13 protein-coding genes and 1 other RNA gene are annotated in these 14,170 nt (G+C 44.8%); 1 reads left to right on the top strand and 13 read right to left on the bottom strand.

Annotated elements, in window-relative coordinates; genetic code table 11:
* Positions 1-254 precede the first annotated feature (254 nt).
* The 11 genes from I1A59_RS09515 to I1A59_RS04675 form a co-directional block, all read right to left on the bottom strand.
* Positions 255-1,520 carry a CHAP domain-containing protein gene (locus I1A59_RS09515; RefSeq protein ID WP_247644762.1) on the bottom strand — a complete coding sequence of 422 codons (1,266 nt, stop codon included), beginning with the start codon at positions 1,518-1,520 and terminating at the stop codon, positions 255-257.
* Between the two features lie 143 nt (positions 1,521-1,663).
* A complete protein-coding gene (gene yajC / locus I1A59_RS04720; protein WP_196091661.1) occupies positions 1,664-2,008 on the bottom strand; it encodes a preprotein translocase subunit YajC in 345 nt (114 codons plus the stop codon).
* A 115-nt stretch (positions 2,009-2,123) separates the two neighbouring features.
* Positions 2,124-4,097, bottom strand: a complete 1,974-nt coding sequence (gene tkt / locus I1A59_RS04715; RefSeq protein ID WP_196091660.1) for a transketolase — start codon at positions 4,095-4,097, stop codon at positions 2,124-2,126.
* 99 nt (positions 4,098-4,196) lie between these two features.
* Complete coding sequence (ulaG, locus tag I1A59_RS04710) at positions 4,197-5,288, bottom strand: L-ascorbate 6-phosphate lactonase (protein WP_196091659.1); 1,092 nt, start codon at positions 5,286-5,288, stop codon at positions 4,197-4,199.
* Positions 5,289-5,432: 144 nt separating this feature from the next.
* Positions 5,433-7,085: a transcription antiterminator gene (locus tag I1A59_RS04705; RefSeq protein WP_196091658.1), complete on the bottom strand. Its 1,653-nt coding sequence runs from the start codon at positions 7,083-7,085 to the stop codon at positions 5,433-5,435.
* 327 nt (positions 7,086-7,412) lie between these two features.
* Positions 7,413-8,123: an L-ribulose-5-phosphate 4-epimerase gene (locus tag I1A59_RS04700; RefSeq protein ID WP_196091657.1), complete on the bottom strand. Its 711-nt coding sequence runs from the start codon at positions 8,121-8,123 to the stop codon at positions 7,413-7,415.
* Positions 8,123-8,983, bottom strand: coding sequence for an L-ribulose-5-phosphate 3-epimerase (locus I1A59_RS04695; RefSeq protein ID WP_196091656.1), 861 nt, complete (start codon positions 8,981-8,983; stop codon positions 8,123-8,125). Before I1A59_RS04695 ends, I1A59_RS04700 begins: the two co-directional genes overlap by 1 nt.
* Positions 8,984-8,986: 3 nt before the next feature.
* Complete coding sequence (locus I1A59_RS04690; protein ID WP_196091655.1) at positions 8,987-9,649, bottom strand: 3-keto-L-gulonate-6-phosphate decarboxylase UlaD; 663 nt, start codon at positions 9,647-9,649, stop codon at positions 8,987-8,989.
* Between the two features lie 46 nt (positions 9,650-9,695).
* Positions 9,696-10,181 (bottom strand): PTS sugar transporter subunit IIA, encoded by a 486-nt coding sequence (locus I1A59_RS04685; RefSeq protein ID WP_196091654.1) that lies wholly within the window; start codon positions 10,179-10,181, stop codon positions 9,696-9,698.
* 66 nt (positions 10,182-10,247) lie between these two features.
* Positions 10,248-10,526, bottom strand: coding sequence for a PTS sugar transporter subunit IIB (locus tag I1A59_RS04680; RefSeq protein ID WP_160332611.1), 279 nt, complete (start codon positions 10,524-10,526; stop codon positions 10,248-10,250).
* A gap of 19 nt (positions 10,527-10,545) precedes the next feature.
* The gene (locus tag I1A59_RS04675) at positions 10,546-12,003 is read right to left on the bottom strand and encodes a PTS ascorbate transporter subunit IIC (protein ID WP_196091653.1); all 1,458 of its coding nucleotides are present in this window, start codon (positions 12,001-12,003) and stop codon (positions 10,546-10,548) included.
* 240 nt (positions 12,004-12,243) lie between these two features.
* Between I1A59_RS04675 and I1A59_RS04670 the strand changes: the two genes are divergently transcribed.
* Positions 12,244-12,873, top strand: coding sequence for a DUF4190 domain-containing protein (locus tag I1A59_RS04670; protein ID WP_196091652.1), 630 nt, complete (start codon positions 12,244-12,246; stop codon positions 12,871-12,873).
* Positions 12,874-13,013: 140 nt separating this feature from the next.
* Here I1A59_RS04670 and ffs read toward each other — a convergent pair.
* An RNA gene (gene ffs, locus I1A59_RS04665) (signal recognition particle sRNA small type) lies at positions 13,014-13,110 on the bottom strand.
* Between the two features lie 58 nt (positions 13,111-13,168).
* The gene (locus I1A59_RS04660; protein ID WP_196091651.1) at positions 13,169-14,143 is read right to left on the bottom strand and encodes a hypothetical protein; all 975 of its coding nucleotides are present in this window, start codon (positions 14,141-14,143) and stop codon (positions 13,169-13,171) included.
* Positions 14,144-14,170 lie beyond the last annotated feature (27 nt).

Genomic DNA, 14,170 nt, shown 5'->3' with positions numbered 1-14,170 from the left:
CAAATTTTGTTTGAGTGTGTTAAGAAATCTTGATGTTGGTAAAGATATGAGTATGAGACGAAAGAAGTTCCATTTGAGTATGGTATTCGATAAATTTTTAAGAGTACTAATTTAAAAAAGATTCTAGCAGGGAATAAATCTACTAGAATCTTTCGTGCGTTTGTCGTGGTTTTTTAGAACTGATCGTCATTCATTTTCTCTGTTTTTCAACAAAAAAAAGAACGACAACCTAAGTCGCCGTCCTATCACTTGTTTTAGTTTGGATAGATGTAAGTAACAGTACCTTGTGCAGTTGTAGGGTCAAAGGTTCCACGGTAGTTTCCAATTTGTTGGATTCCGTTGTAGTTTGACTCGTAAACTTGGATAGCATTTTCAGATTCAACTGCTGTAACGTAGGCAACGTGTCCGTAACCACCGTCATTCCAAGATGCAACGGCACCAACTTGAGGGGTTGTACCAGTACGGAAACCTGCTGCAGCTGCAGATGCAGCCCAGTCACCGCCGTTACCCCAGTAATCGCCAACCCAAGGCGCCATCACTTTAACACCCCAAGTACATTGACCAACAGGGTAGCTTCCTGAAGTGTTGTAGTTGTAAGTCGGTGTGATTGATCCTGTTTGAACTTCTTGAGCCGCTTGTTGAGCCGCTTGACGCTCAGCCTCAGCTTGTTGTGCTGCAGCCTGTTCAGCCGCTTGACGCTCAGCTTCTGCTTGCTCTGCCGCTACACGTTCTGCTTCAGCTTGTTGGGCTGCTTGGTCAGCTGCTGGAGCTGGATTTTCTTCAGCTTTTGGAGCTTCAGGAGTTGGAGCCTCAACAACTGGTGCTTCAGGAGTCGCTGGGGTGTCTGAGACTGGGGCTTCCGCTGCTGGAGCTGCTGCTACAGGTGCATCAACCGCTGGAGCTGCTGATTCGTTAGCCACAAGATTTGCCACAACTGGGGCTTCAACTGCTGGAGCTGCTGCCGTTACAGGGGCTGCTGCTTCAACGAGTGGTGTCACAACTGGGGCTTCCGCTGCTGGTGTTTCAACTACAGGAGCTACTGGAGTCGCAACTGCTTCGAAGGCAAGTGGTGCAACTTCAGCAACTGGAGCTGCAGCCTCAACCGCAACTGGTTGTGCATATACAGCAGCTTCACGTGGCCAAACTGCGTCTTGACGAACTTGCAAGCCAGTACGGAAATCGGAATCTTCAAGTGCATCAATCAACAATTGAGAGAACGCCGCGTTCTTTTCTGAAGGATTCTTTTCAGTTTCAACAACCGCTTCTTCTGCAAATTCTTCGAATGTATCTAAAACATTCCCATGAGTACCTGTTACACCGAAAACAGATGTAAGGTCATTCATTGTTGGAACAGTTGTTGTAGAAACTGCTTCCGCGATGATGTCACGTACTTGGTTATTTTGTAAAGATACTTCTTGTGTTTCAGCTGTAACCGCTTGAGCTTCTAAAGCGGATGCTCCCGCTACAGATCCAAGAACTGCAACTCCGGTAACCAATTTTTTCTTAGTTGTAAATGCCATATGTAAATTTCTCCTTTAAGTTGTTCGCTGATTAACGAAACAAGTAGCGAACCAATCTAGCTTAACTAGCTAAAAAAAGTATAGCAAAAATCCGACCGCCTGTCCGTTACGAAAAGATTACAAAAGATTAATAAACCGTGCCACTACTTGTCACTTGTTTCAATTGGATCTTCCAAAGCCTCTTCTTCTACAACTTCCACAGCCGTTTCTTCCACTACAGGTGCATTTAGAGGTGCATTTACAACTGCTTTTAAGGCTGTTAATTCAAAGGTCAAGTAGACACCGTCTACATCTAGCACCATCTTGTTGGCTTCACGGTCAATCTCATCGATGACCCCATATAACCCACCGATGGTAACAATTTCTGTCCCTTTAGCCAGACTAGCCATCTGTTCTTGGCGTTTCGCTTGTTGTTTTTTTTGCTGACGTTGCATAAAAAACAACATTCCTCCAAAGATCAATAGCATCCAAACAAATTGTAAATTCATAGTTGTCTCCTTTATTTCTATTCACTCTACTATATCAAATCATACCCCTAGTGACAAGGAAGAGAGTGGTCGGTCACATACAAAAACCGGCCCAAAGGGCCGGCGCTTCAACTCATTAAAGGGCTGAGATTTTTGCTTTCACATTTTCAAGGTTAAAGCCATATTCGTCAAGAACTTTTCCTGCTGGGGCAGATGCTCCAAAGGTATCAATGGCTAGAACATCTCCGTCGAGTCCAACATATTTATACCAAGACAGGCTTGCTCCCATTTCAACCGCTAGGCGTTTGCGAATGGCACTTGGTAAAACTTCTTCTTTGTAGGCTGCATCTTGTTGATCAAAGACGTCAGTGGACGGCATGCTGACCACGCGCACTTTGACTCCCTCAGCTTCCAATTCTTTGGCAGCTTTCACAGCCAATTCGACTTCAGAACCAGTTGCAATGACAATGCGGTCAAAATCTGCAGCCGTTTCATAAACCACGTAAGCACCACGCGCCACCTTGTCAAAGTCTGTCCCTTCTTGAACTTCCAAGTTTTGACGAGTCAAGACAAGGGCAGTTGGGGTCGATTCACTGGTAAGCGCTTGGTACCAAGCTGCTTGTGTCTCACGCGCATCCGCTGGACGGAAGACATTGAGGTTCGGCATGGCCCGCAAACCAGCCAAGTGCTCAATTGGTTCATGAGTTGGTCCATCTTCACCAACCGCGATAGAATCGTGGGTGAAGACATAAGTCACTGGAAGCCCCTGAAGAGCTGCCAAACGAATCGCTGCTTTGAGGTAGTCTGAGAAGACGAAGAAAGTTCCTCCGTAAACTCGAAGTCCACCATGCAAGCTCATACCGTTCAAGATCGTTCCCATAGCAAACTCACGGACACCAAATTGAATATTGCGGTTGAGACGATGAGCATCATCTTGCAAACCATCTGCTTTGATATAGGTCATATTGGAATGAGCCAAGTCTGCAGATCCTCCAAGGAAAGTTGGCAAGACTGCTGCTGCCGCATTCAGAGCATCTTGGCTGGAGTTCCGAGTAGCTTGGGAGAAGCCTGCTTCATGAACAGGGAAATCCTCTGGTTTGATGGTTACCGGATCACGACCTTCGATGATGGCAGTCACTTCATCTGCTAAGTCAGGATGAGCTGCTTTATAAGCTTCTACTAAAGCTTCCCATTCAGCGTAGGCTGCTTGTCCACGGTCCACGACATTCTCTTTAAAGTCTGCATAAACTTCTGCGGGTACCTCAAAGGCCTCATAGTCCCAGCCCAGAGCTGCACGCGTTGCCGCTGTTTCTTCAGCCCCTAAAGGTGCCCCGTGAACGGCATTGGTTCCTTGTTTATTTGGAGAACCATGTCCGATGACAGTCTTCACTTCGATCAAGGATGGTTTACCAGACTCTTTTGCCCGCGCAACGGCTGCTTGGATAGCTGCCACATCTGTTCCATCTTCAACCAAATCCGTATGCCAACCATAGGCTTGGTAACGGCCTTTCACATCTTCTGTGAAGGAATCTTTTGTTTCTCCATCTAAGTTGATGTCATTGGAGTCATAAAGAACAATCAACTTGTCTAGTTTTTGCAAACCTGCATAAGAAGCCGCTTCTGCGGAAACACCTTCCATCAAATCCCCATCACCAGCAATGACATAAGTATAGTGGTCGAAGATTGGGAAACCCTCACGGTTGTATTTGGCCGCCAAGAAGCGCTCTGCTTGAGCAAAACCAGTAGCCATGGAAATCCCTTGTCCAAGCGGTCCAGTCGTAGCATCTACACCAGCTGTGTGCCCATACTCTGGGTGACCCGGGGTCTTCGAACCCCATTGACGGAAATTCTTAATTTCTTCCATGCTGACATCTTCAAATCCTGAGAGATGAAGCAGAGCATATAAGAGCATCGAACCATGCCCAGCTGAAAGAATAAAGCGATCACGATTGATCCAATTTGGTTGCGCCGGATTCAAACGCATCTCTTTTGTGAATAGTTCATAAGCCATTGGAGCTGCGCCCATCACCACCCCTGGGTGACCTGACTTCGACTTTTCGATCGCATCAATTCCTAAAAAACGAATAGCATTAACGGATAATGTTGACATGTGTGTCCTCCTCTAATCGAGATCCTAAAGCAATTTTTACCAAATCCATTATATGAAAATTATCCGCATCTCGCAATGGATACGGATAATTCCCAACTATTATAGAAGCGCCTTAAATTGAATGTTGGAGTCTTCTAAGAAGTAATCATCAAATCCACGTGGGTGGTGATACTCGATCTTATCTTTATCCAATGGATAAGTGTATTTGCCGCCTACTTCCCAAATGAATGGGTGGAACTTGTAATCTAGACGCTCTTTACGCATTTTCCAAAGCTGGAGAATTTCATCGGTCGATGCCATAAAGTTAGACCAGATATCGTAGTGAACCGGAATAATAACCTCAGCTCCAAGATTTTCCGCCATCCGAAGAAGGTCGATTGAAGTCATTTTATCTTGGATTCCGATTGGGTTGTCGCCATAGTTGTTGATGGCTACATCAATCTTGAAGTCACGTCCATGTTTGGCAAAATAGTTAGAGAAATGAGAATCCGCACCATGGTAGATGGTTCCACCAGGAGTCTCAAAGACATAGTTGACCGCTTTACGGGCCATCAATTCATCCGTCACCGGAAGGCCTGCTAAGCTACCGCCATTTTCTTCGTAACCGTCAATCGGCAAGGTCACCAAACAAGTACGGTCGAAAGACTCAACAGCGTGGACTTTAATATCTTTGAACTCAAAGCTATCTCCTGGAGCAATGCGGATAATCCGGTCTGCAGGAACACCCCATTTTTCCCAAATATCACCAGACTCAACTGGACCTACAAATTTAACATGATCCAATTTTGGATTATTGATGATTGCAGCTGCAGTGTTAATATCCATGTGATCACTGTGCACATGAGATACCATGTAGTAATCCAATTCGTTGATTGCAAATGGATCAATCACCATTGGCTGAACACGCAAGTTTGGTTGCAATTTACGCACCCCTGCCATGTTGGCCATTTGGTGACCCCAGACCATATCTTTTACCTTCTTAGTCGATTTTCCACGAGAAGACCAAAGATCCATGACCACATTGGCACCACCAGGTGTTTTAATCCAAACACCACAGTTGCCCAACCACCACATCGCAAAGTTACCTTCCGCAACCACTTCTTCTTCAATCTCTTCGTTCAACCATGTGCCCCACTCAGGGAATGTTGAAAGAATCCAAGACTCACGTGTAATGTCTTTTACATTCGCCATCGCTATATCCTCCGATTTCTTTTATACATCCAGTATAGCCCTAAAAACGGTTCCAAAAAAGCCCAAAAGGAACACAGAACTGTGTTCACTCTTGGACTGAATTTTTTTCACAAGGAGGGTGTCCAGGGACATCCAATCACTTCATTAATTCTCAACCTTACTCAAATGCATCCGCTGACCGTAGAGTTTTTCAATGCGGTAACGGAGGGTTTTCCTGTCATCCGGGGAGGGTACGTAGGGTGTCAGCAGTTTTTCCAATTGCTGACGGAGTTCTACTCCCGAAGAGAAACCACCTGGTTCCTGGATGAATTGTTGGATGCGATGGATATCACGGGATTCCAGAATTGGGGAGACTTGCAGGGTTGGTGCATCAACTTCGAAGCCATCACTAGTGGTGATGACTAAATCAACCTCGATGAGATCTTCTACACTCCTGTATTGTTCGGTGGTAAAGACTGCATGAATCATTTCGTTTGGTAAATGGTACTGAATCTGTTTCAGTAACATCTTTTGAATCGCCACTCCTTCGTCAGATACCAGATAGATGTGGAGGATTTCCTGGCCCTTATCCAGAGGAGTTTTGAGGGAGCCTCCCATTTGAATACTGAGGTCAGCGATGTCATCCTCGGTTAAGTGAACATCCCAGGCATCTTCCAAAATTTTTGAAGTAACCCGACAGTAAGCGAAGAGATCCGGGTACTTGCATTTGATCTGCTCCAACAAGGGATTCTTGCTGAAAATGCCATAGCGTTTGCGGAACAACAAGGCTTTAAAGTGCATGGTCAGCTGGTTGAGGAGTTCTTCCGGTTTGCCGACGATATACTTAGATTGATTTTGAAAATACCAAATATAATGTTCCAAAGTCGTTCGCAAGTCTTCGAAGTCCTCACTGGTTGCATGTAAATCAGTATCCTTACGATAGGACAGCAGAAGGATGGTTAAAACCTCCAATTCAATACAGTCCAACTGAATATTCTTTTCTTCGGCCAAGCAGGACGCCAAGTGTTGAGCAGCCTTGTATTCTACGCGTTCACGGACCTGGGCAAAATCCGCTTGCAAAAGCTCTTTTTGATCCGTATCCAAGTTCATGTTGCGATAGGCTTGCAAGAGACAAGGAAGAATTTGTGTCAGAGATGTCAGCTCTTGGCGATTAATCCGCTTGCCGACAATTTTTTCCAAATGCGTCCATTCCTGTCTAGCAATTTCCTCAAAGTCATTCAATAGGTCTACTAAGTTTAATTTTTCTTTTAAAATCGAAAGAAAAGGCGCAGCTCCATCCGAAAAAACACTATAGAGCAAATGGTAAATATATTGCACCTTGGCGAAAGGTTCAGCTCGCAGAACGTACCCTTGGGCTTTGGTCGTCATCAAGGTTAGTTGGAACTGATCCAACCGAAGAAGGCGGCGCATTTCACTAAGGTCGCTGAGAACGGTGTTACGAGACACTTCAATCAGCTGCTGCATCTTCTCAATGGTCACGCGCTCAGTGGAAATAGCAATGTAAAGGGTCAGGAGCTGAATCCGTTCCTGACTATTCAAAACATAAGAATAGGAATCAATACGATCCAGCAAATGTTGGCAAGCGTCCTTCTGCTCTTGATTTAAAAGTAAACCAATCCGTGAACGGGGAACCAAGGGAGTGGTGTGATCTGGCAAAGCCTCATTGATTTTATCTAGATGGTAGTAGATTTTTCGTCGAGACTGCCCCAGATGCTTGGCAATATCTGAAATCGTTTCCGGTGTTGTTAGATGCAACAGATGCTGTAAGAGGGCACTACTACTTTTATCGATGGCCATGGCTTCAATTTCCTCCAATTTCTTCACTGGTCACCAACCATAGAACCAGTCTCTAACAATATGATTCCCGTTCCAACCACCAAAGAAAGAACCACGATATTCATACAACTTTTATAGTCTTTTAGTTTGATTTTAGTACAAGGCAGCGAGTCGCAGACAGTACTGAAGTACGGCAAGACGAGCTAACACAGTAATAAAAGATAAACTAAAAGAGTATATAAAACTTATATGAAGTATTCTACCACTCTTGGAAAGGGATTTCAAAAAAATTGAACGGGATCAGGACCCTTGTCCCAATCCCGCTTTCATCTATTTCATGTCAATTTCTTAATGAGATTGGCCCTTCTGACCATAGTAGGCATTGGGACCATGTTTGCGAAGATAGTGTTTGTCCATCAAGAACTGAGGTGCTTCCTCAACTTTAGGATTTATCGTCTCCGTAAAGCGCGCCATTTTCGCAACTTCTTCTAGAACGACACTATGATAAACCGCTTCCTCAGGCGATTTGCCCCATGTGAACGGACCATGATTGCGGACCACAATCCCCGGAACCGCCATCGGATCCAATTCACGCTCCCGGAAGGTCTCGATAATAACCGTTCCAGTTTCCATTTCATAGGCCCGATTGATTTCATCCTCTGTGAGCGAACGCGCTGCTGGGATTGGCCCATAGAAGTAATCGGCATGAGTTGTTCCATAAAAAGGAATGTCACGGCCAGCCTGGGCCCAGCCAACAGCTTCTGTCGAGTGTGTATGAACCACCCCACCGATTGCTGGGAAGGCCTTATAGAGTTCAACGTGGGTAGCTAGGTCAGAAGAAGGGTTTAAATCTCCTTCGACAACCTTACCATCTAAATCAGTGACCACCATGTTTTCGGGTGACAACAAATCATAGTCGACACCACTTGGCTTGATCACAATCAACCCTGCCTCACGGTCAATCGCCGAAACGTTTCCCCAGGTAAATTTAACCAAACCATGCTTAGGCAGTGCAATATTCGCCTCATACACCCGTTGTCGTAATTCTGGTAATAACATTAAAGACCTGCTTTCTCAATTAATGGGTATAGGAAGGCTTGAGCTTCTTGAATCGCAGCCCTAGTCTCCTCTACTGTCTCACAATTCTCGGACCACATTTCAATCAGGAATGGACCTTGGTAATTGGTATCTTTTAGAACACGGAAGACTTCCTCCCAGTCCACACAACCTTGACCAAAAGGAACATCACGGAATTGCCCCTTACTTGTCTCTGTTACTGGATAGGTGTCCTTCAAATGAAGCGCAGCAATCGAGTTATGTCCCAAGAGGAACTCTGAATACAGGTCATTGTGCCAAGCTGATACATTCCCTGTGTCTGGATAAACAAAGAGGTAGGGAGAATTGATTTCCTTTTCAATCGCCAAGTACTTCTCAATACTGTTAATAAATGGATCATCCATAATCTCAATGGCCAACATCACTTGAGCTTGTTCGGCCCAAGTACAAGCCTGGCGAAGGTTTTTCAAGAAACGTCTCCGAGTTTCTGGCGATTTTTCTTCGTAATAAACGTCATAGCCTGCTAGCTGAATGACCCGAACACCTAAATCTTGAGCCAATTCGATACAAGCCTGCATGGTTTCCAAGGACTTCGCCTCCAGTACAGGATCATTAGACCCCAGAGGGTAACGACGGTGACCTGAGAAGCAGATGGTCGGAATCCGAATCCCAGTTTCATAAATGGCCTTCACCACTTCCAAACGCTCTTCCTTGCTCCAGTCTAAGCGAGCTAGGCGGTCATCCGATTCGTCCACAGACATTTCCACAAAGTTAAAACCAAGTTCCTTGGCAAATTCCAAACGTTCCTTCCAAGTAAAGTGCTTCGGTGTTGCTTTTTCATAAATACCGATTGGACGTGTCATAACTTACCCCCAAATCCGACGAATTTCATCCTTAAATTCACGCGCCGCTTGAGCAGGATTCGCAGCCTCTGTAATTCCACGACCAGCGATGAAGGTGTAGACATCAATTCCTTCAAAGAGTTTCAAGGTATCGATATCCAAGCCACCTGTCACAGAAACTCGGAAGCCCATGTCGATCAATTTCTTAACCTTGGTCAAATCCTTCTCACCCCAAGTTTCCCCAGCAAGAAGGGCATCACGAGATTGGTGATAAATTGCTTGAGAAATGCCTGCATCAAGCCAAAGTTGTGCCTGCTCATAGGTCCAATCACCATACAGTTCAATTTGGATTTCACCCTTGTCCCCACGAACCTCTTTGATCGCTTTCAAAGCGGCTTCCATCGTTGGAATCGTTGCGCTACAGATACAAGTCATCCAGTCCGCACCGCGTTTGGCATTGTTGGCTGCCACAGTTCCTCCAGCATCCGCACATTTTGTATCCGCAACAATAACTTTATCAGGGAATAAATTACGCAGCACTTCTACCAATTCACTTCCAACCTGCAACAAACAGACCGTTCCAGCTTCAATAATATCGACTTCATGACCAACAGAAACAGCGGCTTTAATAGCTCCTTGCAAGTCTGAGTGGTCCAAGGCAACTTGTAAATTTGGAATTTGTGTCATTTCTCTCTCCTTTTATTCCTTTATTTCAACAGTGACATTTGGTCTCTTAGCTATTCAAGTCCAGACCTTCCAGATAAGGACTATTTTTAGATTCGTCAATCATCGCTAGAACATCTTCTGGGCTTTGGCAGTTGCTCAAACGTTCAATGGAATTTTCCAATTCAAAGAGGGCAATGATTTGTGGGATTGCCACGCTGGTATGGATTTCAGAACTTGTTGCAGCCAAGGCCAAGAGCACTTGCACTTCTTTGCCATCTGAGAAAGTAACGGGCTCTGTCAAGGTAATCAACGAGAAGGAATCCCGATTGACACCAGCTTCTGGACGCGCGTGCGGCATAGCCATCCCTGGCATCAAAATATAGTAGGGACCATATTCTTCTGTGGATTCAATAATGGCATGGTAATATTCTTCCTTAACCGCCCCACTCTCAATCAACGGATCAATCGAAAGACGAACAGCTTCTTGCCAAGTATTGGCACTCAAACCGAGGCGAATGGAATTGTTTTCTGTCAAAGCTTGTGTTAGGTTCATGCTGGTACCTCCTACTATAAAAGAGGGAGCAGGAGAATTCTCCGTGCTCCCTTTGTGTAACTGTGATTAAAGAACTTGTGACAATTTTTCTTTAATTTCTGCGTCATCCATTAGGTTATCCAAGCCGATAATGTGGCCATTCGTACGTCCTTCCAACTCATTTACCAAGTGGATAGAAGCAATTACAATATCATAACCAGATGCCAACCCTTTTGCCTCACCAACACTACAAGAGTTCACAGTGAAGTCTGATTGACCAAGACCACGAAGGGCATTTTCAACCTTCATTTTAATAACCATGCTGGATCCCATACCGTTTCCGCAAGCTGTTAATACTTTAACCATAATGATTCTCCTTTATTTTTTAATCTTCTGAAGGAATTTGACCTGCATAATACGCTTCTTTATCTTTCGCTTTCGCAAATTGCAATTGAGGAATGATCAAGAAGAAGAGGCAGACCAAGGCAAAACCGATAATACCGAGATATTTGAACATGTAAGCGAATGGTACCCATGGAATATCAAAGTCGATGTTTCCGTGGTATCCACCATAAGACGCCAATCCGAGAAGGGAAACCGCAATCGCTCCAACCGCAACCTGGATAATACCAGAGATGAAGGAAAGAGTGAGGGCTGCCTTCCAACCACCACGCTTATCTGCATAAACTGCAATGGCTGCGTTGTCGAAGAAGACCGGTACAAAACCTGTGATAATCAAGACTGGGTTCTTGAAGACAATCAAGAGGACAATGGTTACCAATTGGCCAAGGAGACCAAAGGCAAATCCTGAAAGCACTGCATTTGGAGATCCAAATCCATAAGAAGCTGCAACGTCGACCGCTGGGAAGGAACCTGGCAATAGTTTGCTTGAGATACCTTGGAAGGCATTGGTCAACTCCGATACGAACATCCGTACACCCTGCATCAAAATGAAGAGGTAAACAGAGAAGGTAAAGGCAGTCTGAATAATGTACATGAAGAAGGATTGCTTCTCAGCTACATAGACAGTACCAGAAGTGATGACTTCCGCATTGGACATGATTTCTGGACCCAAGACTGCAAGAATAGCGCCAAAGAAGACCAACATCAACGTCGCAGAGGCTACTACGGTATCGTGGAAAATGGAGAGGAATTTAGGCAACTTCAAGTTGTCCAAGTTCTCTTCTTTCTTCCCGAAGAAAGGAGCTACCTTATCCACAAACCAAATCGCAAATTGTTGTTGGTGACCGATGGCAAATCCTCCACCGCCAGTCAAACGTTGAGTGGCTTCAACCGTCATATTTGAGCTAACTGCCCAATAGAGACCACAAATCACACCGATAGCCAAGACACCCCAGCTGTTGCGCAATTGCGGAACCAAGAGTAGAACAATCAAGGAAATGGTAGCCGCTTGTTGCACCATGATGTGCCCTGTGATGAACAAAGTCCGCACTTTGGTAATCTTCCGAAGAGCTACCAAGAGGATATTAACTCCGAACCCAATCAAAAGCGCTGTTGTAGCTGCTCCGACAAAGTCCGGGAAGTCTTCCGCAATTTTTGTATTGGCTGCGGTCAAACCAAAGTAAGGATCAATAACCGCCGCACCAATCTGGAACTTATAGTTCAAAGCTGCCAAGATAGGACGGAAGGTTGTAACCAGACCACCAGCGCCGACGTTCAAAATCATGTAGCCGACCGTGGCCTTAACGAAACCTGCAAAAACCTCATGGCCTGGTTTCTTCAAAAGGGCATATCCTACTAAAACGAGGAGACCTACGAAGAAGGCCGGATTTTGCAGAATGTTCTGCGAGAACCAATTGAGAATATTAATAATGATATTCATCTTACGACTCCTTTCCTAATTGTTCTGCCGTAATTAAAGTATACGCTTACATTTTCAATCAAAAAAGACCAAGAGTTACACAGACAAGTGTTCACTCTTGGATTGAAAAGCAATGAGCACTCCTCCCCTCACAGGAGATAGGCCATTTTTTTAGGAAACATTCTTTTGGTAAAAATGAAAACTTTGCTATACTAAACTTAGGTTTTACACAAAACGAAAAAGACTATTTAGGAGAACATTATGGATCAGAAACCCGAATCCCATGTTTTAGGGATTATTGCACTAACCCTAGCGGTCCTCGCCTTACTGGGCTCATGGGTTCCTTTTTTAAATTACATTTCTTGTATCCTCGCCCTTATTGCTCTGGTTCTTGGAATCATTGAACTGTATAACAACTGGAAAAACAAGAAGGCTTTGGGCATCGTAAGTACTGCCTTAGCGGTGTCAGCCATCGGTATTTTTTTGATGACACAATCGGTTTATGAGGCAATCGTAAAAGAAATCTACACAAACTATGAGACTTATCTAGAAGATGACGAGGCTTATACAGAATCCGAATTCATATGGACCCAAAAAGATTATGATGACCTTGTTCTCGGAGATGGTGCTACGGGAGCTGGTGGAACCAATCTAAAAGATGTCATCTCTCGCTTTGGCGAACCAACTTCAACCAGTGACGGCACCGCCGAAACTGACACCCAAAGATTCCAAACGAAAACGGCTTACTACGAGAGCAGCCTATACGATGATTACCGATCCGTAACCTTGACCTTTGTCAAACAAGAAAACGGGGACTGGCTCTTGGTCTTTAAATCTGCAACCGACCTAGACACTCATCCGGAAGAAGCTGAACAAGAAACGGTGACCTGATATCATAAGAAAAAAGAGGCTGGAAACTGATTCCAACCTCTTTTTTTGAATTCTTTTACTATACTATTGAAAAGCTTAGTATGTTTGAAATGCAATGAGTCTAAAAGAGTATTAAGAGTATACAAGATGACCAATCTTTTCAAGACACACAAAAAGAGCACACAATCTACATCGCTTAGGGCTGCTGGATTCCTCCCCTGACCCGCTTCACGCAAGACTGTTGCTCCACTAAGTATTATACCACAATTTTGCTTTTTGTCGACTATTTTTCTTCCTTTAGTCTTAAATCCCCAGGCTAACGACGATAATAGATGTTTTCTTCCATCTCTGCCTGCGGCGCTGCGTATTGCGGCATCAGATAAATCCGATCTTGGCTTTTGTCAGACTCATACGATTGAGCTGGGGTGTTCAGAGCTTGGCCGGCTGGAACAAAAACAAATACCGGTGGACTGGACTGTCCTTCCGCAATGCTCCAGGCTATATCCCCATTCACTTCTCTAAATCTCGCTGCAGTATAGGTCTGTCCATTCATGAGGATTTTGTTACCAGAAAGTTCAAAGCTATTTCCACTTACGCTCATCCAGCTTCCTTGGATACTGGAGAAGTCCCCAGCTGCAATGGCTTCCTTGTCACCAGATGATTTTTGACTTGTGGTGGAACTCTCTGGACTCGCTTTGGTATCTGTTAGCTGCACCCAATTGAGGTTTTCAAGAGGGACTTCATTCTCCAGACGAAACATTTCTAGGGCCTGGTCTTGTCCATTCTGGAATTCTTTCTCCTCGACGAATTGTGCTGTTCCCCCCTTAGCAGAAAGCTGATAGTGTTGAACCTTTCCCTTACTACCATTCAAACGATAGGCAAGGATCTGACCACCCTCAAAGACTTGAATACTTTCTGCCGACTCTGGCAGGAGGGAGGTCGGTTGACCATTATTGAGATAATAGAGATCCATTACCCGAACCGATCCATCCCCGTGTTTCGAGCCAAGCAAGAGTTCAGGCTGACCATTTTGGTCAATATCCACCATTGCATAGGACAGAGACTGATTAGAACCAAAGCCTGACAAGACATCCCATGTATCTTTCATTTCCTCCAACATCGGTTGATAGGCTTGCTGGGCAGCTTCTCCTGAGTCAGCCTGACTAGACGAATTGGAACTAGCCACCTTTTCGATGAGTTCCTGCCCCTTTTCACGCACAGTTGTTTCAAGGCTGCAGGCAGTCAGGAGACTGGTTGCCAGGAGTACGCCAACTAGAAATTTCTTTTTCATAAAACGCCTTTCATTCAGAAATAAGAC

Source organism: Streptococcus sp. NLN76 (assembly GCF_015686645.1).
Lineage (GTDB): Bacteria > Bacillota > Bacilli > Lactobacillales > Streptococcaceae > Streptococcus.
The sequence above is the reverse complement of the archived record's forward strand: the minus strand, read 5'-3'. Positions and strand labels throughout refer to the sequence as shown.